18 protein-coding genes are annotated in these 21,544 nt (G+C 60.3%); 7 read left to right on the top strand and 11 right to left on the bottom strand.

The genetic code is table 11. The features are described from left to right. Window positions 1–114: 114 nt before the first annotated feature. A complete protein-coding gene (locus DSC91_RS10135) occupies window positions 115–1,332 on the bottom strand; it encodes an FAD-dependent monooxygenase (protein ID WP_115777998.1) in 1,218 nt (405 codons plus the stop codon). Window positions 1,333–1,505: 173 nt separating this feature from the next. Between DSC91_RS10135 and DSC91_RS10130 the strand changes: the two genes are divergently transcribed. Next, the gene (locus DSC91_RS10130; protein WP_115777997.1) at window positions 1,506–2,450 is read left to right on the top strand and encodes a LysR family transcriptional regulator; all 945 of its coding nucleotides are present in this window, start codon (window positions 1,506–1,508) and stop codon (window positions 2,448–2,450) included. 104 nt (window positions 2,451–2,554) lie between these two features. Here the strand turns inward: DSC91_RS10130 and DSC91_RS10125 are convergent, their stop codons facing one another. From DSC91_RS10125 to DSC91_RS10110, 4 genes are all read right to left on the bottom strand, one after another. Beyond that, window positions 2,555–4,240: a phospholipase C gene (locus tag DSC91_RS10125; protein WP_115777996.1), complete on the bottom strand. Its 1,686-nt coding sequence runs from the start codon at window positions 4,238–4,240 to the stop codon at window positions 2,555–2,557. 285 nt (window positions 4,241–4,525) lie between these two features. Continuing rightward, window positions 4,526–5,317, bottom strand: coding sequence for a DUF2182 domain-containing protein (locus DSC91_RS10120; RefSeq protein WP_115777995.1), 792 nt, complete (start codon window positions 5,315–5,317; stop codon window positions 4,526–4,528). Next, complete coding sequence (locus DSC91_RS10115; protein ID WP_115777994.1) at window positions 5,314–5,958, bottom strand: DUF1326 domain-containing protein; 645 nt, start codon at window positions 5,956–5,958, stop codon at window positions 5,314–5,316. The genes DSC91_RS10120 and DSC91_RS10115 overlap by 4 nt, the downstream gene beginning before the upstream one ends. A 281-nt stretch (window positions 5,959–6,239) precedes the next feature. Then, complete coding sequence (locus DSC91_RS10110; RefSeq protein WP_115777993.1) at window positions 6,240–7,157, bottom strand: LysR family transcriptional regulator; 918 nt, start codon at window positions 7,155–7,157, stop codon at window positions 6,240–6,242. 173 nt (window positions 7,158–7,330) lie between these two features. Here DSC91_RS10110 and DSC91_RS10105 point away from each other — a divergent pair, with 173 nt between their 5' ends. Further along, window positions 7,331–8,035 carry an SDR family NAD(P)-dependent oxidoreductase gene (locus DSC91_RS10105; protein ID WP_115777992.1) on the top strand — a complete coding sequence of 235 codons (705 nt, stop codon included), beginning with the start codon at window positions 7,331–7,333 and terminating at the stop codon, window positions 8,033–8,035. 177 nt (window positions 8,036–8,212) lie between these two features. Here the strand turns inward: DSC91_RS10105 and DSC91_RS37405 are convergent, their stop codons facing one another. Further along, complete coding sequence (locus DSC91_RS37405; protein WP_162831358.1) at window positions 8,213–8,992, bottom strand: hypothetical protein; 780 nt, start codon at window positions 8,990–8,992, stop codon at window positions 8,213–8,215. Between the two features lie 318 nt (window positions 8,993–9,310). Between DSC91_RS37405 and DSC91_RS10095 the strand changes: the two genes are divergently transcribed. Continuing rightward, window positions 9,311–9,739, top strand: a complete 429-nt coding sequence (locus DSC91_RS10095) for a YciI family protein (protein WP_115777990.1) — start codon at window positions 9,311–9,313, stop codon at window positions 9,737–9,739. A gap of 65 nt (window positions 9,740–9,804) precedes the next feature. Here the strand turns inward: DSC91_RS10095 and DSC91_RS10090 are convergent, their stop codons facing one another. Continuing rightward, window positions 9,805–11,739, bottom strand: a complete 1,935-nt coding sequence (locus tag DSC91_RS10090; RefSeq protein WP_115777989.1) for an SMP-30/gluconolactonase/LRE family protein — start codon at window positions 11,737–11,739, stop codon at window positions 9,805–9,807. Between the two features lie 463 nt (window positions 11,740–12,202). Between DSC91_RS10090 and cqsA the strand changes: the two genes are divergently transcribed. Continuing rightward, a complete protein-coding gene (gene cqsA, locus DSC91_RS10085; RefSeq protein WP_115777988.1) occupies window positions 12,203–13,492 on the top strand; it encodes an alpha-hydroxyketone-type quorum-sensing autoinducer synthase in 1,290 nt (429 codons plus the stop codon). Between the two features lie 19 nt (window positions 13,493–13,511). Here cqsA and DSC91_RS10080 read toward each other — a convergent pair whose 3' ends face one another. After that, window positions 13,512–14,537, bottom strand: a complete 1,026-nt coding sequence (locus DSC91_RS10080) for a response regulator (protein ID WP_115777987.1) — start codon at window positions 14,535–14,537, stop codon at window positions 13,512–13,514. 2 nt (window positions 14,538–14,539) lie between these two features. Beyond that, window positions 14,540–15,985: a sensor histidine kinase gene (locus tag DSC91_RS10075; protein ID WP_229758178.1), complete on the bottom strand. Its 1,446-nt coding sequence runs from the start codon at window positions 15,983–15,985 to the stop codon at window positions 14,540–14,542. A gap of 329 nt (window positions 15,986–16,314) precedes the next feature. Here DSC91_RS10075 and DSC91_RS10070 point away from each other — a divergent pair, with 329 nt between their 5' ends. Further along, entirely contained in the window at window positions 16,315–16,989 is a 675-nt protein-coding gene (locus DSC91_RS10070) for a hypothetical protein (protein ID WP_115777986.1), read from the top strand. Between the two features lie 21 nt (window positions 16,990–17,010). Here DSC91_RS10070 and DSC91_RS10065 read toward each other — a convergent pair whose 3' ends face one another. After that, window positions 17,011–17,424, bottom strand: coding sequence for a sugar ABC transporter ATPase (locus tag DSC91_RS10065; protein ID WP_115777985.1), 414 nt, complete (start codon window positions 17,422–17,424; stop codon window positions 17,011–17,013). 435 nt (window positions 17,425–17,859) lie between these two features. Between DSC91_RS10065 and DSC91_RS10060 the strand changes: the two genes are divergently transcribed. Then, on the top strand, window positions 17,860–18,771 hold the full coding sequence (locus DSC91_RS10060) for a substrate-binding domain-containing protein (RefSeq protein ID WP_229758177.1): 912 nt from the start codon (window positions 17,860–17,862) through the stop codon (window positions 18,769–18,771). A gap of 305 nt (window positions 18,772–19,076) precedes the next feature. After that, window positions 19,077–20,660, top strand: a complete 1,584-nt coding sequence (locus tag DSC91_RS10055) for an EAL domain-containing protein (RefSeq protein WP_115777983.1) — start codon at window positions 19,077–19,079, stop codon at window positions 20,658–20,660. Between the two features lie 156 nt (window positions 20,661–20,816). On the opposite strand, the gene DSC91_RS10050 is transcribed toward DSC91_RS10055, so the two are convergent. Then, window positions 20,817–21,203: an MAPEG family protein gene (locus DSC91_RS10050; protein WP_115777982.1), complete on the bottom strand. Its 387-nt coding sequence runs from the start codon at window positions 21,201–21,203 to the stop codon at window positions 20,817–20,819. Window positions 21,204–21,544 lie beyond the last annotated feature (341 nt).

Here is a 21,544-nt window from a genome sequence, read left to right as displayed (position 1 = left end):
CGACCGGCACGCCCAAGGGCGCATCAGCGCAGGAAGGTTGGTCTTTGTGATTCAGGCCGCGCCGGAGCGGGTCGACGATCCGGCGCATTGAAGCATTGCCCAAGCGCGGCTCGCTCAGAGCCAGGTGCCGCCCTGACGTTCGCTCGGCTCTTCCTTGAGGGCGTCGAAATCGTGAATCCAGTCCAGGTGATGCAGCACGCTGTCGCGCGCGCCGAGGCGGGCGTTGCGCGCCTGCGCGGCCGGTCCGTCGGGCAGATGCAGCACGTCCGCCGTGGCGATCGACGCGTACTGCACCTTGCGCGTGCGGCCCCGGCGCAGGCGCTCGTAGGCTTCCTGCGCCTCGCGCCAATTGCCCGGACCCGCCGCGGCCAACTGCGCGGCCAGCACCACGGCATCTTCGATCGACTGGTTCGCGCCCTGGCCGTGATGCGGCACGAGCGCATGCGCGGCATCGCCGATCAGCGTCACGCGGCCCTTGCTCCAGCGGCCGAGCGGAGGACGGTGGAACAATCCCCAGCGCTGACTGATCGGCACCGCGGTAATCATCTGCACGACGGCCGGATGCCAGTCCTTGAACAGGCGTAGTTGCTCGCCCTCGCTGGCGGGCATGACCCAGTCGCGCAACGGCCATGGCGAGGGATGGCGTTCTACCAGCAGGAAATTCTGGTCGCCTTTGCCGCCGATAGGATAGTGCAGCAGATGGCCGCCGGGTCCGACCCAGAACTGTATCGTCTCGGGATCGGGCAGCAGGTCCATGCGCTCGGCCGGCACCACGCCGCGAAAGCCCGAGCAGCCCGAATACAAGGCGTCGTCGTAGCCCAGCATCCAGCGCCGGGTGATCGAGCGCGCGCCGTCGGCGCCGATCACCAGATCGGCGTCGATGCGCCGACCGTTATCGAACGCCAGACTCACGCGATCGGGGTGCTGCTCGAGACCTGTCAGCCGATGGCTGAGGTTGATGCGCTCGAGGCCGACAGCCTCGGACAGCACCGCCTGCAGATCGGCGCGATGAATGCCCCAGTACGAGCCGCCGAACTGCTCGCGATAGCCCGGCTCGCCGCGATGATGACCGATGACAGCGCCGCTGCGTCCGTCGCGATAGATGAGGCCAGGCACCTCCGCGCACACCTTGTCGAATGCCGGACGGAGTCCCATGCGCTCGTAGAAGCGCGTCGCGTTGGCCGAGAGCGCGACGGCAGCACCCACTTCGCGCAGCGCTTCGGTCTGCTCGTAGAGCTGCGCATCGATTCCGTGCTCGCGCAGCGCGAGCGCAAGCGTCAGGCCGCCGATGCCGGCGCCGACAATCGCAATCGTTAGGTCCGTCAGTTTCATGAATGTGTCTCCGATATCCAGATTTGTAGGTGAGAGGCGCTATCGCATGCTCAGGCGGCGCGTCGAATGCAGGTGCCGTGTCAGTATTTTCAGCACTAGACCTTCATTCCTCAATAAGATGAAATGAATCTACTTCATCACTGGATTGAATGAGACGGGGTTATGCGATAGCCATGGAACTGGACGACATCGACCTCAATCTGCTGCTGCTCTTCCAGCGCTTGATGCAGGAGAGACGCGTTGCGAGCGTCGCCGAGCAGATGAACATGAGCCAGCCCGGCGTCAGCAACGCGCTTGCGAAGCTGCGGCGCCGGCTTGGCGATCCGTTGTTCGTGCGCGGGCCGGGCGGCGTGGTGCCTACGCCGTTCGCGCTGCGTCTGGCGGAACCGGTCTCGCAGGCGCTCGCCACCCTGCACGCCGCGCTCAACCCCGCGACCGGCTTCGATCCGCTACGCGCCATGCGCACCATGACGATCGGCATGACCGATATCGGCGAGGTCGTCTTTCTGCCCGCATTGCTCGAACGACTGTCGCGCCTGGCGCCGGGCGTCGCACTCAATACAGTGCGCGATACAAGCGTCAATCTGGGCAACGAGATGGCCGACGGCCGGGTCGATCTGGCCATCGGCCTGCTGCCGCAGCTCAAGGGTGGTTTCTATCAGCGCCGCCTGTTCGATCAGCGTTATGTCTGTCTGTACAGGCGCGGCCATCCGCTTGAGGACGTACCGCTTACGCTCCCTGTCTGGCGCGAGGCCGAGCATCTGGTCGTCGTGGCGGCCGGCACCGGCCACGGTCAGGTGGATGAATGGCTGAGACGGCGCGGCGTTCAGCGTCAGGTGCGACTGACGGTGCCGCACTTCATGAGCGTGGGCTACATCCTGCAACGCACCGATCTGATCGCCACGGTGCCGGAGCGGCTGGCCCTGCAACTGGCAACGCCTTTCTCGCTCAGCCTGCGCGCGTTGCCCATGACGCTGCCCGCCGCGCCGATCCATCTGCTCTGGCACGCGCGCGTTCAGCAGGACGAAGGTAATCGCTGGCTGCGCGGAGTCGTGATCGACCTGTTTGCGGACACGGCGCCGCAGGTGCGCAAAGCGGGGGGCCAGCGAAAGAAATAGTGTCTGGGGACGAGAGACGCCGAGCGATCGGGGAAACTGCCACAGCCCGGCGACAGCGGGCTGTGGCGTCAGACATTCATCGTCGGGCGGACAGGCGTTACGCGTCAGATGGATGGCGGCGTCTTGACCGGCAAGCCAGAGGCCGGATCGAGGTAGAGCCTGGTCTCCCGGCGCTCATCGTGATGGCGGTTGAAATCGAACATACCCATGATGCTGCCCGCCTTCGCGTCGAACGAGCCGCCTCCGATCCGGTTGCCATCCAGCCAGTTGTCTTCGATGAACCGCACCACGGACGACTGATCGATCAACGTATGGTCGACGTAGTTCTGTTTCGCCCAAGGCGAAATCACCACAAATGGGATCCGGGTGCCGGGACCGCACCGGCCGTTCACAGGTTTGCCGTTCAACCCGTCGGGGCCGGTACCTGAGCCGCAAATACCTGGGCCGGTCAACTGATCCGCGACCGAGTCGAACGACGCGCTCGTCGGCAGCGCATAGGCGTGGTCGTACCAGCCGTCGGAGTCGTCCCAGGCCACGATAACGGCTGTGTCACGCCAATCCGGTTGCTGTTGCAGGAAGTTGACGACCTTCGTCACGAACGCCTGCTCGTCAAGCGGATCCGAGTACCCGGCGTGACCGTCCTGATAGGCCGGCGCCTTCAGGAAGCTCACCGCAGGGAAATTACCCGCTTGAACAGCGCTATAGAAATCGTCGATATCGTACTGATGATTCGCGGGATCGACGCTCGAGCGATGTGCGCCGTAGGTATGCCCGATGGCCGACACCGAACTGGGGCGCAAATGCTGCGGGTTCGATGTCGACGCGTAGTACTGGAACCAGTTGTGGTGCGGAATGTAGTCGGCTGTGGCGGCGCCGACCACTTGTGACGTCGTGCTGCGTTTGCATCCTGTCGTTCCGTTGCTGTTCGTGGCCGACAGATTGAAGCCGCCCATGAAGCCGCCCCACGTAATGTTGCGCGCGTTGAGCAGGTCGCCGATGTTCTTGCCGGTCATCTGCGCGGAATCGGTGGTGCTCGAGCACAGATCGTAGGCGGGATCGACGTCGTTGATCATCGTGAATCCGCCTTGGCCGTCGTTGACGTAATAGGAGCCGGCCGTCGAGGGCTGCTTCGACGTCAGGACGACTTTCATGCCGTTGGTCTGGCCTGAGACGACTTCGAGCGCACCTGGCGTCGACGGACCATATGTCGATGTATAGGCGTTATCGCTCATCGCGAAGTTCTGCGCGTAGTTCCAGAGCGCCGTGACCGTATTGCCGTCGTAGTAACCCATCACCTGGCCGGCCGTGCCGAACGCGCCGGCGCCGCCGCTGGTGCCGCGGCCCGTGTATTTCGGAAAGAGGTCTGCGCGGCCGTTGTCGTATGCCTGCTGCTCGGCCGTGTACGCATGGTTCTGGTCGGCTGTGGCCGCCTGCGTGCGATCGAGACGGAACGGATTGGCCGCGCCCGTGCCGTTGGCGGCGTTCGTATAGTTCGGATTGTTCGTCAGCAAGGTGCCCGATAAGCCGTTCACCTCCGGCGTGCCGGCTTGCGCTGCAAAGGCAGGTTCTCCAGACGGATTTGCCGCATGCGGGTAGGTCGCGAAGTAGTGATCGAACGATACGTTCTCGCCATAGATCACGACCAGATGCTTGATCGGTGTGGCTGTATGGACGTCATCCCGCCGGGCGTCATGCTGGTCCCCGTCGTGGTCTTCGCTGGCGCTCCATGCAGCCGTCGTCGCAAGCGCAACAGCCGTGAGCGAAATAAAGGCAATCCGACGCCAAAGCATTGTGTGGCTCCCAGTAGTGTTACCCAAAGAGAATCGCGGCGCTCGGGATGGCTTATCCAACCGGCTTCACGACGCTGAGCCGATCCCACAATAGAGAGCCACGCGGTAGTTGCATGACAGCAAGCGCAATCATTCAATCACGCACGTATGAATGATTGGCGTCGGAAACCTTTCATGTTGTTTCGATTCGCGATCTGCGTATCGGGGAGCCGACTCGATCGTGGTTGGAGAGATCGATTGGCGGTTCGGTCGTTTGAATGACCGTGTGGGAAGAGAAAAAGCCGATCACACCAGCAGGGTGGCGCCTGCCCAGGCGATCAGCACGACGCCCAGCACGCGGCCGACACGCTCACCGCCGGGCAGGATTTTCTCCACGAAGACGATGAGCGACAGCGCGGCGATCCAGACGAGATTCATGATGCCGCCGACAAACAACAAGGCCATCAGCAGCCAACAGCAGCCCACGCAGTAAATGCCGTGACGCATCCCGAGCAGGAAGCTGCCTGCGACGCCTCTACGCCAGTGCGCGGTCAGGAAATTCACGGGTGAACGGCACTGCGTCAGGCAGGCGTGCTTGAGCGGCGAGAACTGATAGACGCCCGCCGCGGCCAGAACGATCGCGGAAAGGGGCGCGCTCTTCGACCACAACATCATTTCCGAAATGAGGCCGGTCGGCTGCAGCACCTTTTGCAGCGATGCCGCGCAGATCGAGAATGCGAGCCATGCGCTCAGATAGCCGGCCAGCAGAAACAACGACGGGATGGCCGACCTGGCCTCGATCGCATCGTGGTGCCGCAATACGCGTCGATACAACAGGACGAGCGGCGCCGCACTGGGCGTCATCATCGCGATCATCATCACCCACCACATGAGGACCACGGTCGGCAGCGACGGATCCATTCCCCCGCCGCCGTCCGCCAGTCGATGCGGGAACAGCGCGACGGCCGTCATATCGAGTGCGGACATGCCGATCCCGGCGCCCGTCCACAAGTAGGCCCACGACACCGCGACGACCGCGACGATGCCGAGCGCGGTGATGACGCGCTCGCGTCCGAGGATATTTTCGACGCTGCTCATGCCGCGGCGCGATGCCGGATCGGTCCTTTGTTATTCAGGTGCAGTCGCGCGAACTGCGCGTAAGTCCCCTCGAGATCCAGTGCGATGTTTCCTTGCGAGCGGCTGGTGCCGGAGCCGATTTCGGCAAGCTCGTATTCGAAGCCGTGCGGCAAGTCGATTCGAACGCGATGCTCGTCGCCCGTCACCGGATTGCGGATCGGTTCGCCGACGAGGTCGAATACGCCCTCGACATGAATCCGGCCGCGTCTGGCATCGACATCGACATCGAAGTCGATCTTCGTAAAGATCGGATCGAATGCCTGCTCGAGCGTCGATGCGAATACGGAGAACATCGTGGCGAACGGTTCGGTGTCCTGCCCCGTCATGATTTTCAGAACGGCTTCGCGCTGCTCCGGGCTGGCCCGTTCGTCGACGATCGGCTGACACTTGCCCTTGCCTTCGTGGATCGGTCCCGGCCAGTGAAACACGACCGCGATATTGAGGCCGTCGAGTCGCACGTCGCCGTAGTAACCGTTGCCGATCGAGATGGCGCCCATCGCTTCGCAGAACCCGTTGTTCGGCAGTGCGTTGAATTGGCACGGGCAACCGTATGAGCAATTGCAGTTGACCAGTTCGGTGCCTTGGATTTCCCAGGGAGTCATGGTTGTTCTCCTTGTGCTCCGCGATGAGTAGCGTGCTTCGAATCTAGTGTATGGCAGAGGGGAGGGAAGTCAAAGTCTGGGTTGACCGGGCGCGCAGGCGATTGCGGCGGGCGTTACATATGATGTTTTGAAGGAGGCGCTTGCGATCGGAACGGCCACTACCTGATCCAGGATCTGCCATCGACCTTGAGAACATCGTCAGGCAACTACGGCTCGCGTGCTGTCGATTACCGACGGGCAGCGGTTGCCAAAAGTGGTTCGACCGATCGCCCGGATCCGTCTCACCGGTGCTCTCGTTCCCGGCATACGCCTAGCACAAGCTGCCGAAGCCAGCGATGAACAGGATCGGCCTCCAGACGAGGATGCCACATCTGCGATACCGTGATCTCCCCGGTCGTCACGGGAAGCTCGAAGGCGTAAGTGGTGGCGAATGCGGGCTCAGGCCGATTGCCCAGAAGCGACGCAGGCACGAGCGCTATCAGGTCGGAGGCGCGCGCCACGGCGAGCGCCGCGAGAAAACTCGGCACGACGGCGACAATCGTTCGCTCAAGCCCTAAAGCGGCCAGCGCCTCATCGACCGGTCCGCTTGTGCGACCGCGTCGTGAGGCGACCACATGGCCGAAGGCCGTGTACCGTTCGGCCGTCACCTCGCGCTCCATGGCGAGCGGATGTCCCTGTCTGACCGCGCCAAGAAAGCGATCCCGGAACAATGCCTGCACCCGGACTTCCGGGCCCATTTCACCCAGAACACCAACCTCGAGATCAGCGGAGCCGTCCCGCAAATACGCCGCGGTTTTCTCGAGCTTGGGCGCAAAATGCAAACGCACGAGTGGCGCCGCCGCGGTCACCGCAGCGATCAGTGCGGCACCGAGCGCATCCACAAAGCCGTCGTTGGCGCGAATGGTGAAGGTTCGCTGCAACGTCGAAAAATCCGGTTCCGTGGTTGAGGGGCGAAGTACGGCGCGTGCCTCATGAACCGCATTCTGAGTGCGCTGACGCAGTGCTTCCGCATGAGGTGTCAATACCATGCGTCGCCCCGCCCGCACCAATAGCGGATCGCCGGTTGCCTCGCGAAGCCGGGTCAAGGTTCGGCTCATTGCCGAGGCACTCAATCCCAGCCGACGCGCAGCACCGACCACGCTGCCGTCGGCAAGCAATACGTCGAGCGCAATGAGTAAATTCAGGTCGGGTTCTGACATGCCTGATCCTAGCATCATCCGTCGAGACATGGCGTTTGGTGCAGGTTATAAGTGCAACGGTTGCGTCTTCCGCCCTGTCTCCCTCGTCGATATATTCGATGTACCGACTCATGACCGAACGCGTCGCGCTTCGAAGCCGCGTTCTATCGGGTCTCACTCACAGGGAGCCAGCAATGCAAGACAACTCTCCGCGGAAAACCGTCCTCCTCATCGGCGCATCCCGCGGCCTCGGATTCGCCATGGTCGAGGAATACCTCAAGCGTGGCTGGAAAGTGATTGCCACGGGGCGGGCGGGCTCGACAGACAAGCTGCGCCTGCTCTCGGAAAGCAGCCAGGGCGCACTTGAAGTAGAAGCGGTCGACATCACGATGCCCGACCAGGTCGCCGCGCTGCACGGTCGTCTCACGGATCGACGACTGGATGTACTTTTTGTGAACGCAGGCGTCAAGAACGAAGATGGTGAAACGATCGCCGATGTCTCGACCGGGGAGTTCGTGCGCGTCATGGTGACGAACTCGTTGAGTCCGATGAGAGTCGTCGAGGCGTTTCAGGATCTCGTGCATGAGACCGGAACGATTGGTGTCATGTCGTCCGGGCAGGGGAGCCTCACAAACAACGATAACGGCAAATACGACGTCTACCGGGGCAGTAAGGCTGCTCTCAACATGTTCATGCGCGGCTTTGCGGCGCGCCACCGAAACGACGCGAGAACCTTGCTTCTGATGGCGCCGGGATGGGTGAGGACGGACATGGGCGGTCCCGATGCGCGTCTGGGCATCGAGGAAAGTATCCCGAACGTGCTGAACACGATGGAGGCATACGAAGGGCGCCCCGGATTGCATTATCTGGACTACCTGGGAAGAGTCGTTCCCTGGTGAGCGGTGAGGAAAGTGTCGAAGTCACGGCATCCCCAGCCGGATTGCCCGGGTCCGGATGCGTGTGGCAACGTTCGCCAGTTTATTCTTCACGTCCTGATCCCAGCGACGATGAGCGCTGTCCGTCCATCCTGGTGACATCATCGGGATGGACGAAAAACCGCCGGTACTATCGTTGCCTCAAGCCGTAGTCGACACCAGGCTCCCAACCGTTTGCATATGCGGATGTCCCTTGAGGTTATCCGCGAGCGTCTGCACAAACGACTGCAACGACGTCCCCGAGCCGCTGTCGCCGAGTGAGCTCAACAGCGCCTGGAAATCCGTCTGCAGCGTCGAGGCCTGCGAAGAAGACGACGAAGACGACGAAGACCCGCTACTTGCATCCGAGGTACTGGATGAGGCGCTCGAACCTGTCGTGGTGCCCGACCCGAGTTCCTGGGCGAGCGCGTTCAGCGCACCGCCAATATCGCCATAGGAGGACGTCGCGATCGAGTTCGTCGAACCGCTCGTGCTATCAGACGTGGAGCCGTCGCCATTGCCGGCTTGCTGAATCGACCCGAGTGCCTGGAACAGCGCCCCGAGAAAGGCCTGTAGCGCGCCGGAAACCGCATTGGTCGACGACGAATCCGTCGTGGAGGCGGAAGAGGTGGAAGAGGTGGAAGAGGTGGAAGAGGTGGAAGAGGTGGAAGAGGTGGAAGAAGCCGCGGTGCTGGATGAGGTCGAGGAAGCCGTTGTGCTCGCCGTGCCCGAGGTAGCCGCGGTCGACGACGTGCTGCCAATTCCAAGCGTCGACAACGCCGCCTCGAGTGCCGACAACAGCGGGTTCGAGTCCGTCGAGCCGCTCGACGAAGACGACGAGGGCGGCGGCCCTTCGCGATGGCCGCCTGCCGGGCGACGAGCGGCGCCGATAGAAAGCAGGTCTGTGCTGGTTTGAGAACCGCTCACACTTTGTATGCTCATAATGCCTGATCTCCTTACGAATTGAGCATTCAGGGTAAGCGATGACAACACTTCCAAATGCCTGGTAAGGGGCGGATTCCCGCCCCATCTCGCTCATCGGTAAGGCACGGAAAGTTATCGCTCGAAAATCGTCGTCCTTTCAGCGCGCTACGCCGTTGACGTCGATCTGGAAATATGCCCGCCGCGCCCGGATGAAAATTTCTTTGGGCTAGCCGGCTTTGACTGTCGATTTCGAGCGCGCTCATACGTCGTCAGGTTGAAGACGCCGAAAGTCTTTGGAGATAATCTGAGAATCACTTTTCTTACAGGAGCATCGAAATGCGCGTGATGGTCATGGTCAAGGCGACCCCTGAATCCGAAGCCGGCCAGATGCCGGGCATGGAACTGATCGAGGCGATGGGCCGATACAACGAGGAACTCGTCAAAGCGGGCATCATGCAAGGCGGCGACGGACTGAAGCCGAGCTCGAAGGGCGTGCGCGTCAAGTTTTCCGGCAAAGACCGAACGGTCGTCGACGGTCCATTTTCCGAAACTAAAGAACTGATTGCGGGGTACTGGATCTGGCAAGTCCAATCCATGGACGAAGCGATTGAATGGGTTCGCCGCTGCCCGAACCCGATGACCAGCGATTCGGAAATCGAAATTCGCCCCTTCTTCGAGCCCGCGGATTTCGGCGAAGCGTTTACGCCGGAACTCCAGGAGAACGAAAAACAGTTGCGGCAGCAAATTGACGCGCAGCGCCGCTAACGGCGTTACGCGATGGGCGGCCGGTCCGCGCCGCGTCTGCAGGCGCGCCACCGGCCGTCCGGCGATCAGGGCGTCCAGCGATAGACGGTGATGCTGGAGCCCTTGACGTTGTTCTTCGTGACCACGTATTCGCCCGTCGAGCGAAGGTAGGCCTTGACGCCGTACATCGAATCGAGGGCGCTGCTGGCGTCCACGGCAGCAGTATTGGTGTTGACCAGGGTGGCGTCGAGGTTGCCCGTGGCGAGATTGAACGCGTCGATGTTAGGCAGGGCTTGCCCGCTGCCGCTGAACCAGTAGCCGACGAAGAGATAGCTGCCGGCCGCGTCAATCGACTTGGCGCCGGCGTGGGGAAGGGTGATCACCGGATTGGGTTTCGTGGTGTTGCCCGCGCTCCAGCCGTGATACACCTCGATCCGCGTGCCGATCGACGTCCAGTCCGTACTCCCGACGATGCCCTGTCCGAGAATCATGGTGTCGCTATCCGCGAGGTAGACGATGCGCGTCAACGGCTGGACGCTCGCGGGAATGCGGATGGGGACACCGGCGCCCCACGTCGGCTTGCCGCCGGCGTCGAAGCCGGTTAGCGGGTAGTGGTAGATGGAGCCGGTCTTGTCCAGGCCGGCCCACACGCCTCCCTTGCTGTCGAGGCAGAATCCGTCCCTGACCGAGGCAGTCGTATTGAAGGCCGTACCGGGAAGCGTGGCGTCCGGTATCGCGATGTAGCCATTCGCGGCATTGAAGTGGAAGAAGTAGAACGTATCGGGATTCTGGCTGGACGCCACGAGGATCCGGTTGGCGCCGACGGCGGCAAGTTGGCCGAAGTGCTCGTCCCGTGCGCGATCGTTGAGGTTGATGCGCGGATCCGACGGGTAGGTGAACGGATCGACCGTGTTCGCGACGAAGGTGCCGCCAGCGGTGCCGGCGTAGAGGTTGGTGCCGCCATAGAACGAGGCGCCGTCCGTGGCCGGGTCCGGAGCGGCGACGCCTTCGAAGTTGAGCGACCGAAGCGTCCACCGCAGGTTGCCGGCACTGTTATACGCATGAATGTCGGTGCCGCCGTTGCGGCCGAGGTCCCAGCTGCCGCCCCACGGGTTGTTGAGCACATAGAGGTTGCTGGCGGTGTCCTTGCCGATACCGGCGACGCGGGTAAAGCGCTTCGCGCCGACCTGGCCTTTGATCCCCGTCGTGGTGTCGAGATAGCCGCCCTGAATGCCGAACGTACCGGCCAGCGTCGGCGTGCCCGAGAGCGTATAGCGCTTGATGTTCATGTCGGGGCCCTCGTCTCCGGCCATGAGTTGCCCCGATGACGCATCGAAATAGAGCGCCGACGGCTGCGACCCGCCGGGCATCCGGATGGTATTGAGCAAGGCGCCGGTTGGGCTGAACTCGACGATCGAGCCCTCACTCTTCTGCGCGACCCAGACGTTGCCTGCGCCATCCAGTGCGAGCGCGCCCGGGCTCGAGATGTTGATGTCCCGCTTCCAGACACCGTCGGTCGTGAAGATACGGACGCGATTGCCATAGAAGTCGCTCGCATAGAGGAGCGAGCCCGTCGTGGCGAGTCCGGTGACGACGTCGACCTTAGGCTGGTTGTTCAACGCACTGACCTGTATCAACAGATCGCGGGTCTTGGTAGTGCGGTTATATCGTCCCACCGCGCCGCTTCCGTACGACCCGCCGGGTTGCAGCGCCACGAAAATCGAGGTTGCGTTGCCCGTGATCGCGCTGCCCTGAAACTCGCCGTGCGCGCCGATCGAGCCGAGGCTCTTGCCGTTCTGGTAGATCGCGACGCCACCTTCGTACTCGTCCCACATCGAGGCCGTATAGATGACGCCGTTGGGCGCGACCCACATGGAACGCGCGGTGTTACCGACGTGGGCGGCAAGGGTGCCATAGGTGTTCGCCAGCCAGTCGGTGGTGTTTTGCGCCTGACAGGCCGGCGCAATCGTGGCGATCGCCGCGGCGAGGAACACAGCATGAATTCGTTTTTTCTCGAGCATGACCGGTGCTCTCCTGAACGTAGTGATCATTCACGTGAATGGCCGATCAGCCAGATTTCCTGGCATCCATGATCGGTGGAATCTTCTTCGAAACCATCTGGCGCAGTCTGCGTTGTGTTCAGCGTATCGCCGACAAGTTACGGGGCAGGATTCTTGCTGTCGGCGCTATGTGCGGTTCCGAAATTGATAGCACATCTGGCAAGCATGGCAATCGTCGATGGCAGCAATGTGTTCGTGCCGAACTTCGTTTTATGCAATCCGCATAAACAGGCTGAAATTCACTAGCTAATGATCGACTGCACGCAACCGGATTGTCTTCGCAGCACGGTTTCGTCGAACCACATGCGCATCGGCTGAACTGCACGCAGATGTGTCAGTGACAGACCACACGGAGAAAAACGACTGGCTCACTATAGGCCTGCTGTCCGCTACGGGGCAGCAGTTAACCTAATGGAGCCAAAAAATGAAAGCCGTTTCTGACCGCTTGAAAATGAACGACGCATCACCGTCGCTTCCTGCCTTTGTGGCATCACGCGTCGAGCAATATTACCGGGAGCGGGTGGAGGAGACGTGGGGAGGCGGGCACATCATGCGCGGTCGTATCCCGGGGCCGGAGGCGCTGCATCTGTCGAGCAACGACTACCTCGCCATCGGGCGTCACCCCGACATCATTCGCAGCATGGGCCGAACCTTGCGTTCGGACGGTAGTGGCTTGTTGATGTCGGGCATCTTCCTGCACGGCGATTGTCCGCAGTTGAAGTTCGAAAGCCGCTTGTCGACCTTCATGCACGCGGAGGCAGGGGTGTTGTGTCAGTCGGGCTATGCGGCGAACATCGGGCTGATCCAGTCGATCGCTTCGGCACGAACGCCCATCTACGTGGACATGATGGCGCACATGTCGTTGTGGGAGGGTATCCGTAGTGCGGGTGCGATCCCGATACCGTTCAGGCACAACGATGCGGCGCATCTCGAGCAACAGATCGTGCGGTATGGGCAAGGGGTCGTGCTGGTCGACTCGGTTTACAGCACGAACGGTAGCGTATGCCCGCTTGTCGCGTTCGCCGATGTGTGCGACAGGCATGAATGCGTGTTCGTGGTCGACGAATCGCATTCGCTCGGCACGCATGGTCCGGGTGGAGCGGGACTCGTTGTCGAACTCGGACTGGAGTCTCGTGTCGCATTTCGCACTGCAAGTCTTGCGAAGGCTTTTGTCGGCCGGGCCGGTTTTATCACCTGTCCAGCCGATTTCCAGGAGTACTTCAAGTTCGAGTCGAATCCTGCGATCTTCAGTTCCACGCTGTTGCCTTACGAGATCGCCGGGCTGGACGCGACGCTGTCGGTGATCGAAGGTGCCGGCCGACGGCGCACGAGACTTGCTTCGAATGCCGCCTGGTTGCGGGAGCAGTTGAGCGAGCTTGGGTATAACCTGAATGGCGGCGAGAGCCAGATCATCGCGCTCGAAGCGGGTACGGAGCAGCGTACGATCGTGCTACGCGATGCATTGGAATCACGGGGTGTTTTCGGTTCTGTGTTTTGTGCGCCGGCGACGGCGCGCAATCGTGCGCTGATCCGGTTGTCGATCCACGCTGCGTTGACCGACGCTCAGATCGAAAAGATCGTGAGCGTCTGTCGTGACATTCGCGGCGAGGTCGAGCTTGACAGATGGCCTTCCACCCGCCGCCTCGGGGAGCGGCCGTCGTCCCGCAAACACAGCGACGAGCAAAGTATGGCAGACAGTGCGTTAGCGGTCTGATAGCGGCATGACATGGAGTTCACGTGAGTGAACTCCATGTTTTCTGTATGTCGCGGTCCAGCCACTCAAGATAGCGGTCGTAACTCAGCACGTGGCTCAGATCGAATCCGGGCGGGTTGGGAATCACGGCATAAACGTAAGCCTGTTGCCCTGTAAACCGTGTTGCCGGGTGCATATAGCTCTCCCACGCGATGTCGTCCGCAGGGAAGTACCCGCTGGTTCGCCAGAAGTACGGCAATCGGCCGCCGCTTTCCAGGGCGTCGAAAAAGGCCACGGGTGCGCCTTGCACGCTGGCTATCTCGCGTACGCCCCGCAGCGTTTCGTTCGTGTGGACAATCAGCAGATAGGACTTGCCGGCACTGTCGAGCATGAGTAGCCCGTTTGGCGAGTATGAAAGATAGTGTTCAACGATGCCGAGCGAATCGAAGAGTTCTCTTATCCGCGCGACCAGCGCTTCGTCACGCAAAAACGTATATTCCGATGTCACCAACGTGTCGAGGATGGACTGACACCGGTTATCGAAGTAGGCATGCTGCATATCGCGCACCGCACGATTCAATGCACTGACAGCCGACATGTCCTGCTTGCGAATGAAGCGATGAATGATGCCTTCGTTGAAGCTCTCCACCGCGATGTGCTCGTTCGCCTTGCCGGTCAGCATGATCTTGCGTACAGCAGGGTCTGTAATGCCGCGGCAGAATTCAAGACCGTTCAGCCCGGGCATGTCGTAATCCACGACCACCACCGATGTCGCCTGAAACCGGTCATCGTCGAACACCTGATTGCGGACGGTGTCGACGTTCATTGCGATGACCTGCTGAGCTTCATCCTCATCGGTTCGATCACGGTACGGAGCGAAGATCTGTTCCTCGTGTGCACCGGGACGAGGGCGTTCATTCACGAACTGCAGGGCTTCCCTTGACGAACTGAAGAGCCGGAAGGCAAGGCTCGGTTCGAGTTGCAGGCACAGATTCGACAGGAATGCCGCGCTGTCGTCGACGAACGCGACCGTTGTCGGAAAATAAAATGGTTTGATCGTATCCATTGTCATGGTCTGGGAAAGGTCAACACAAATTCGGTATACATGAACTCGATAGACGTACAGTCGATGGAGCCGCCCATCACACGCATGACGTCACGACAGAATGCGAGTCCGATGCCGGTGCCGACGGAGGCGTCATCTGCTTCAGCCGATGACGTATAGAAACGCGTGAAGATGTGGGGAAGCACATGGGACGCGATGCCGACGCCGGTATCGCGAAAGAGGAGCTGGTTCACGCGTGGTCCGGACGCCAGCCGGATCGAGATCAGCGCGCTGTCGACATTTGCCATGCCGCGGAACGCATTTTTTAGCAGATTGAACAGCACATGGACCACTAGCATCTCCGAACCTTCGAACGTGAAGTCGTTGATGAGGTCCGTGAGCACCCGTTGTTGCTCGCCTGCGCGAAATGGATAGCGGTCGAGCGCGGTCTGCACGCATTGCCTGATCGAGCACCGTGCAATCTGTTGGGAATGCCCGTCGGTGAACCGCGCGTTCGCGAGCAGCATGTCGATAATGGTATTGGAATGAACGGCCTCCTGTTCAATGCGGGAGAGCACTCCGTCCATGGAATGAAGATGGGCGACGCGGATCCTGGGAACACGTAGCCCGCTGTCTTGCGCGATGCCGTACGTTTCGAGCAGCAAAGGCAGGTAGCTTCCGAGGCCCGCGGCGCCGGCGCGGATGGCGAGCAGCGGCGTACGCAGTTCATGGGCAATGCTGCCGGCAGTTGCCAGCATTGCCCGCTCCTGCTCGACCCGGATACGCTCCGTGTCATAGTTGGCGACGACGCCGATCGCTATAGCGAACGAAAAAATCGCCAGATGAACGAGATACGTGGAATTCACACTGACAACGTCGGTTGTTGCCCAATAGGCGAGATACGCGAGCGCAATGCCGATCAGAAAATTGAGCAGCAGCATGAGCCAGTCGAGCAGCAACACCATGACAAAAGCGGCAATCAGCGCGCTTTCGATCCAGACGTTTGAGCCATTGTTTTTCAACAGCATAAACGTGAAAAAGAACGGCAGTGAGTAAAAAATTGTCGCATACCAGTAGTACGGCAAGAGCTTTCTCGCCCAGGATGGCCAGCGCTCGGAAAATAGAATGGGAATAAACAGCGCGGAGCCGACCAGCCGCAGTGGCAGGTTCTCGTAAGGCTGGGGAAAAAGGTCGTTCCAGATATAGTAATAGAGCGGGAAGCCGACGATCGCAATGATCGAGAAGGGGCGCATCCGGCGGCTGACGTATTGCAGGTTTCGCAACGCAGGAGCGAACACCTGGGCAAGAAATAGGCGGATCGGCACCAACGTGCGGGCGCTTCGCGGAGGTGTTCTCGTTGCGTCCATTATTTCCAGAATAAAGGATTTACCGGGTTTCTCAGGCAAGGTTCCGGCGTTGAAACGGTTGATGCATCGCGCGGCATGATCTGGATTATGTGGCGCGCGCATTTGTGCGCCCCAATTTACCAACCTGTCGAAGTTATTTGCCACGGCCCCGGCACAAATCTTGACCTAAGGTGACGCCGATGTCACGGCAAATAATTTCCTTCAACCGGTTTGCCAGGTGGTATCTGCGTACATGGTCTTGTAACCCGGGAAGAATGATCCGGTATGTATGCGCATTGAATCAAGTAGTAGTTCGTCATCGAGGCTGGAATCAGCCGGTATTTTCCCCGATATGCGACAAGGCTCATTCACCTCGGAACGGTTGATTTTGCAAATGGTCGAAATCAATTCGCGCCTATTTAACCCGAATCCGTCAACAAGAGAGGGGAAACATGAAAGCAATCGAAAGCATGCGCTCGTCCGTGCAGATCGGCTCATGGGCGGCGGTGTGCCTGCTGGCGGCGGGGTTTAACGCCTCAGCCAGTTTCGCGGCCGATGCAGAGTCCGTCCTTCTGCCTCAGGATGTACCGCACTACAGGGTGGGAGACAACTGGACCTATCTGTGGTCCGATCTGCTGTCTGGACAGAGTAAAACCATCACGCAAACCGTGACGTCGGTCCATGCCGACGGGAGTGCATCGCTTCTGATTGCGCCCGGAGGCGGGCGTGTGGAACTCACCCCTGAAGCAAACGTGATCCCCAACGGCGCCGACCAGCATGCCTGCGGTATCGCGCTGCATTTTCCACTGCGAACCGGAGCGCACTACGAGGCGGACTGCCAGGCCGTTGGTGCAGCGGGTGCGACTGTACTGCGGCGCGCCCAGTGCGAAGTGGAAGAGGTGGAGACGATCAAGACAAGGGCCGGCTCATTCTCCGCGATCAGGATCAGAATGACGGGAGTCTGGTCGCCGCAATCCGGCGCCGGCGGCGGGCCGATGACGGAGACACTGTGGTATGCCCCGAGCGTCAAGCGCGTTGTCCGGGAGGAGTTTCAAGGCCGCATGGCCGGAAAGGGCGTACCCGCCACGACTGCTATGGAACTGGCGCATTACGCGGTGAAACCGTAGCGCGTGGCCAGGACCGGAGGGTCAGCGCGCGGGCGAACGGGCTTTGCCGTCCACCGCCAATGTGCGTTTGTCTCGCGTAACGTCGTATTCGACCGTTTGCGCTGGTGTAACGGCGCCATAGGAAATGCCGTTCACATAGACGGCTCCGTCCTTCAGTTCGATCGTGTCGCCGCCGACCCGCGCGGTTCCTCGTTCGCCCTTGAGAACTGCGACGGAGCAACCCTGCGTTGAAAAGCTGCGGACGGTCGTGGTCGGCATCGCAGGCTCCCCTTGCTGGTCCGGAAGGAAAAACTGTGGGAAAAAAGCTCCATGTGCGTTCGGAGCATTTGCCGCGCTACATGGCTGTGCATCCTTGCTGTCGGCGCCGCGTGCGGTTCCGAAACTGATAATACATCCGGCAAGCATGGCAATCGTCAGTGGTAACAGTTTGTTCATGCTGATATCCGTTATGACGTGAGTCCCATGGACAGGAAGTCGATCGCAGAATAATGCGGTGTCCGTATCTTGGCGAACGACGTCTCGATCCTTTCGATCAATTACGCCGCGCCAATTGATAACGATTCGTCCGCCTGCGTCTTCGTCCCCGCAATGCAGGACATGATTTGCGCACTGCAGCTAAGGGAATGACCTCGGTCTTTCCGCTCGTCGTGGCCAACTGCAGGCCAGGAGGCGAATATCTGAAATGCATTGACACATCCGTCGGACACATTTAATTTCCCAATCCTTGAGACAGGTCATCCGACTGATTCCACGATGCACGATGGCAGAGGCTAAATCAGATGCGGCCCTAGGGGCGCTGCGTGAGAGCAGAACCCATATCAGGTACCACGTCAATACTTAATGCGCAGAACGCTTTCACTCCTGACAGTAATGATTGCATTGGCGGGGGCCGTGCAGGCCGCGCCTGCCATCCAGATCGGTGTGGTGCTCGCGGGCTCGGGCCTGGATTTCTGGGCGCCGATGAGCAAGGGCATGCACCGTGCCGCCGACGATCTCCATGTCGAACTGGTCATGCGCAGTCCTTCCGACGGAACGTCACTCGGCGCACAGCCCAATATCCAGTTGAGAATGCTCGACTACCTGGTGAAGAGCGGCGTAGCGGGTATCGTGTTGGCGCCCGAGCCACTGCAAGATGTGGCGACACCTGTTTCGCTCGCCGTTCCTACGGTGTTCGTCGACCGGAGCAGCACGGATTACAACGCGATTTCCACGGTCAGCACCGACAATTTCGCGGCAGGTAGAACGGCGGCCCTGAGTCTGGTCCCCGTTCTGCACAAGGGCGCCAGAATCGCCGTGCTGAGACTCGCGCCGACTATCAGTTCGACAACCGCGCGTGAAGAGGGTTTCCTGAGCGTCGCCCGTGAAATGGAGTGGCGCGTGGTCATTGCCCCCTATGTCGGGTATCAGTTTCGCGAGACGGAAGCACGGGTGCGCAAGGTTCTGTCCGGCGACATAGGGCGCCTCGACGCGGTCTTCGCTCCGAACGAGACGACGGCCTACGGGGCCTTGCACGTGGTCGAAGAGATGCCTGTCAGCACTCGTCCGCGTCTGGTCGTATTCGATTGGCGTCCGGAATTTCTGGGTGCGCTTGAGCGCAGCACGATATACGCGGACATTGTGCAGGATCCCTACCGTATGGGTTATCAGGCGGTCGAGACGCTGTTCGCCGCCTTGCAGGGTCATGCGCCTCGTCCAAAGCTGTTTGTCGACGTGGTGACGGTGACACGCGCAAACATGAATGATCCGGCAATACACGCCGTGATAGCCAATTACAGTCGATAGCGACTCGGGAATGAGCGCGCCTCTCCTTGCGAATCACGCGTTTCCCCCACGACATGCCTGACTGATCGACTCAAGGCGTGAAGCGGATTCAGACGACGAACCTGCAAACGCCCGCGTGCCGCCGCGGATCGACTGCTCGCATTCGCCTGGGCGCGGATACTGGGCGCAATTATCGGGCGCATTGAAAAAATGGCGCCGGATACTATCCTTCATCTTGGCATCGTAATTCCACGCGTGCGACCTTGAGCATGCTGCTCTTGTGGTGCGAGGTCTCCTCAACGGTTATTTACGACGGGACTTGCGAGATGATCAAGCGGATGTCGCTTATTTCTGCTTCCGTCGCACTGGGCTGCATCGTTACGGTTGCCCCGGTACTCACCAGCATCTATATCGCCGACGAGGATGCAGAACTTCGCGAGCAGGAGGATTTGCAGCAGTTTGCCGCGAAAGCGGTGATGCGCACGGAGCTCGTCACCTACCAGGCGTTCGCTGCTATCGCGGATATGGAGGCACGCCCCGGCGGTCTCTGCTCCCCTGTGCAGATCGCGCAGTTCGCTCACGTGATTTTCAATTACCGCTACGTGCAGGACGCAGGTGCATACGGGGGAGGAGAGTACCTCTGCTCTCCGCTTTCGGGCGACGTTCGGGCGCAGCATCTGACGATGCCTCCACCCGATTGGCGGAGCAAGGACGGCTATCAGCTCTGGTACAGGCAGAAGAACCCCGTCAGCGACGAGCGTCAGGATATTCAGATTGGCCGCAATGGGAAGTACGTCTCGATTGACCCGCAGTCCTACGTCGACCTTATCGATCCCGCCCAAAGACCGATCGCAGCGATCAATGTCGAGACAAACACAATCCTGGCGTTGTCATCGGGCGCGGACGGCGACGATATGCTCAGCGCGTGGAAGCTCGCTGGGCATGTGAACAACGAACAATGGCACTATGCTGTCGCCCGTTCGGCAAGCCGGCCCCTCGGTGTGGTAGTCAAGTCTCCGCGTAGCAGCCTCGTGGGTCACTGGCTTGGTTTGCTCGTGATGTGGCTTTCGATTGGTGTCGTTGTTGGAGGCGTGCTCGGCTGGATTGCGTTCAGGCAAATCTCGCGGCAGCTCTCCTTTCCGGCGACGCTCGAATGGGCGATAGTACGCAAGAAAATCGACGTGTTTTTTCAGCCGATCGTTCGCCTCACGAGCGGCGAATGCGTTGGCGTGGAAGCGCTCGTCAGATGGAATTTGAACGGACGCAACATCTCGCCGGAAATTTTTGTTGCGGTCGCGGAGCAAAACGGCCTGATTCAACCGTTGACGGACCTCGTGCTGGACAAGACGCTCGATGATCTGTCGACGCTCTTGCGCTCGCGTCCTTCGTTCTACGTCTCCATCAACGTGAGCAGCGAGGATTTGCGGACGCGCCGTTTCCTGAACGTTCTCACCGCCCGCCTGAGGGAAACAGGCATCCGGCCTGCCCAGATCAGGATCGAGGCAACAGAGCGAAGTTTCATGGACGCCGATGCAACGCGGCAAACAATCGCTGCATTCAGGGATGCGGGTCACCCGGTCTATATCGACGATTTCGGAACCGGGTATTCCAGCCTGTCGTATCTGCAAACCTTTACGATCGACGTCCTGAAAATCGACAAGTCATTTATCGACACTATTGGGCAGGACGCAGCATCGAGCATCGTCGCGCCTCATATCATCGCGATGGCTCACGAACTGGGGGTGGAGATCGTGGCGGAGGGCGTCGAGCGCGATGTTCAGGTTGAATACCTGGTCGAGCGAGGCGTTCAGTATGGACAGGGCTGGTTGTTTGCGAAAGCCATGCGTGTCGATGAACTTGTTTTGTGGCTTAACGAAAGGAGAACGGTGCTTCAGCCGATTCATCTGTAACACGGGTGCGCAGTGAGACATGGCGGCGCCGCGCGTGCTTATGTGCATGCACATGCGAACCGCAACGGGCCGACGACACGAACAGGAGTTAATCGTCTCTTGTATTTCGAACAGCGGATATTTGCGTATCTATCCGATCAGCCTGTCTGTCGCATCTCAACGCAGCAGCATCGCACATAGCGCCACACCGGCCAGGTAGGTCCCAAGTGCGCCGACGAACCGGAAAGGGTTGGGTTTTGCCATCGTTGGCCATGCGATCAGTCCGACGACGAGCAAGCAACGGCACGCGGTTGCCGCGACGATCAGCGACACTGTCGCTGTCGAAGGCGATCGCGCACCAAGATAGAGAAACAGCAATGCGAGGAACGGCGCGTACTCTGCTGTATTGGCATGAGCACGGACGAGCTTGTGTAGCAGATTCGCGGGGTCCGGCTCACAGCCTGAGTTGGTGCCTTCACGAAAACGCATTGCCGAGATGGATAATCCGAGGCCGAAAAGTAGAAGCCCTAGAACTGCCACGCATGCGAGAGCAACATTGTTCATTTAAACGAATCCTCCCTCCGAAAGAGCGGCCGATGCATGAGGTGCACTATTCGTTTCGTCCCGGCCAGAACGGCGCTTCGATAGCAAGGCTACATTGATTGGGCAAGCCTGGTGGCGTTTGAATTGCACCCGACTGTCTGCGCAATTATGGTTTGCCAGCGTTCTTACCGTTCGGCAATTTTCGTGCTTTGCCGCTCATGCGTCGAGCTGAGCAAAGGGGCGGCCCTGGAAGCTGCCCAACCGATGGAAAGGCACAAACGTCCGAATGCCATCCCGGAGTGGTCGGTCAGCGTGCCGTCGCAATCAACGTCCGTGACGTTGAATGAAGGGCCGAAGGGATT

Origin of the sequence: Paraburkholderia caffeinilytica (assembly GCF_003368325.1) — a bacterium.
Classification (GTDB): Bacteria; Pseudomonadota; Gammaproteobacteria; order Burkholderiales; family Burkholderiaceae; genus Paraburkholderia; species Paraburkholderia caffeinilytica.
This window is presented reverse-complemented; position numbering and strand designations above follow the sequence as displayed.

Excerpts from the sequence above, each read along its gene's own strand:
- DSC91_RS10135 (WP_115777998.1), bottom strand. The coding sequence starts at position 1,332 with ATGAAACTGACGGACCTAACGATTGCGATTGTCGGCGCCGGCATCGGC.
- DSC91_RS10130 (WP_115777997.1), top strand. The coding sequence starts at position 1,506 with ATGGAACTGGACGACATCGACCTCAATCTGCTGCTGCTCTTCCAGCGC.
- DSC91_RS10125 (WP_115777996.1), bottom strand. The coding sequence starts at position 4,240 with ATGCTTTGGCGTCGGATTGCCTTTATTTCGCTCACGGCTGTTGCGCTT.
- DSC91_RS10120 (WP_115777995.1), bottom strand. The coding sequence starts at position 5,317 with ATGAGCAGCGTCGAAAATATCCTCGGACGCGAGCGCGTCATCACCGCG.
- DSC91_RS10115 (WP_115777994.1), bottom strand. The coding sequence starts at position 5,958 with ATGACTCCCTGGGAAATCCAAGGCACCGAACTGGTCAACTGCAATTGC.
- DSC91_RS10110 (WP_115777993.1), bottom strand. The coding sequence starts at position 7,157 with ATGTCAGAACCCGACCTGAATTTACTCATTGCGCTCGACGTATTGCTT.
- DSC91_RS10105 (WP_115777992.1), top strand. The coding sequence starts at position 7,331 with ATGCAAGACAACTCTCCGCGGAAAACCGTCCTCCTCATCGGCGCATCC.
- DSC91_RS37405 (WP_162831358.1), bottom strand. The coding sequence starts at position 8,992 with ATGAGCATACAAAGTGTGAGCGGTTCTCAAACCAGCACAGACCTGCTT.
- DSC91_RS10095 (WP_115777990.1), top strand. The coding sequence starts at position 9,311 with ATGCGCGTGATGGTCATGGTCAAGGCGACCCCTGAATCCGAAGCCGGC.
- DSC91_RS10090 (WP_115777989.1), bottom strand. The coding sequence starts at position 11,739 with ATGCTCGAGAAAAAACGAATTCATGCTGTGTTCCTCGCCGCGGCGATC.
- cqsA (WP_115777988.1), top strand. The coding sequence starts at position 12,203 with ATGAAAGCCGTTTCTGACCGCTTGAAAATGAACGACGCATCACCGTCG.
- DSC91_RS10080 (WP_115777987.1), bottom strand. The coding sequence starts at position 14,537 with ATGGATACGATCAAACCATTTTATTTTCCGACAACGGTCGCGTTCGTC.
- DSC91_RS10075 (WP_229758178.1), bottom strand. The coding sequence starts at position 15,985 with ATGCGCGCGCCACATAATCCAGATCATGCCGCGCGATGCATCAACCGT.
- DSC91_RS10070 (WP_115777986.1), top strand. The coding sequence starts at position 16,315 with ATGAAAGCAATCGAAAGCATGCGCTCGTCCGTGCAGATCGGCTCATGG.
- DSC91_RS10065 (WP_115777985.1), bottom strand. The coding sequence starts at position 17,424 with ATGAACAAACTGTTACCACTGACGATTGCCATGCTTGCCGGATGTATT.
- DSC91_RS10060 (WP_229758177.1), top strand. The coding sequence starts at position 17,860 with ATGATTGCATTGGCGGGGGCCGTGCAGGCCGCGCCTGCCATCCAGATC.
- DSC91_RS10055 (WP_115777983.1), top strand. The coding sequence starts at position 19,077 with ATGATCAAGCGGATGTCGCTTATTTCTGCTTCCGTCGCACTGGGCTGC.
- DSC91_RS10050 (WP_115777982.1), bottom strand. The coding sequence starts at position 21,203 with ATGAACAATGTTGCTCTCGCATGCGTGGCAGTTCTAGGGCTTCTACTT.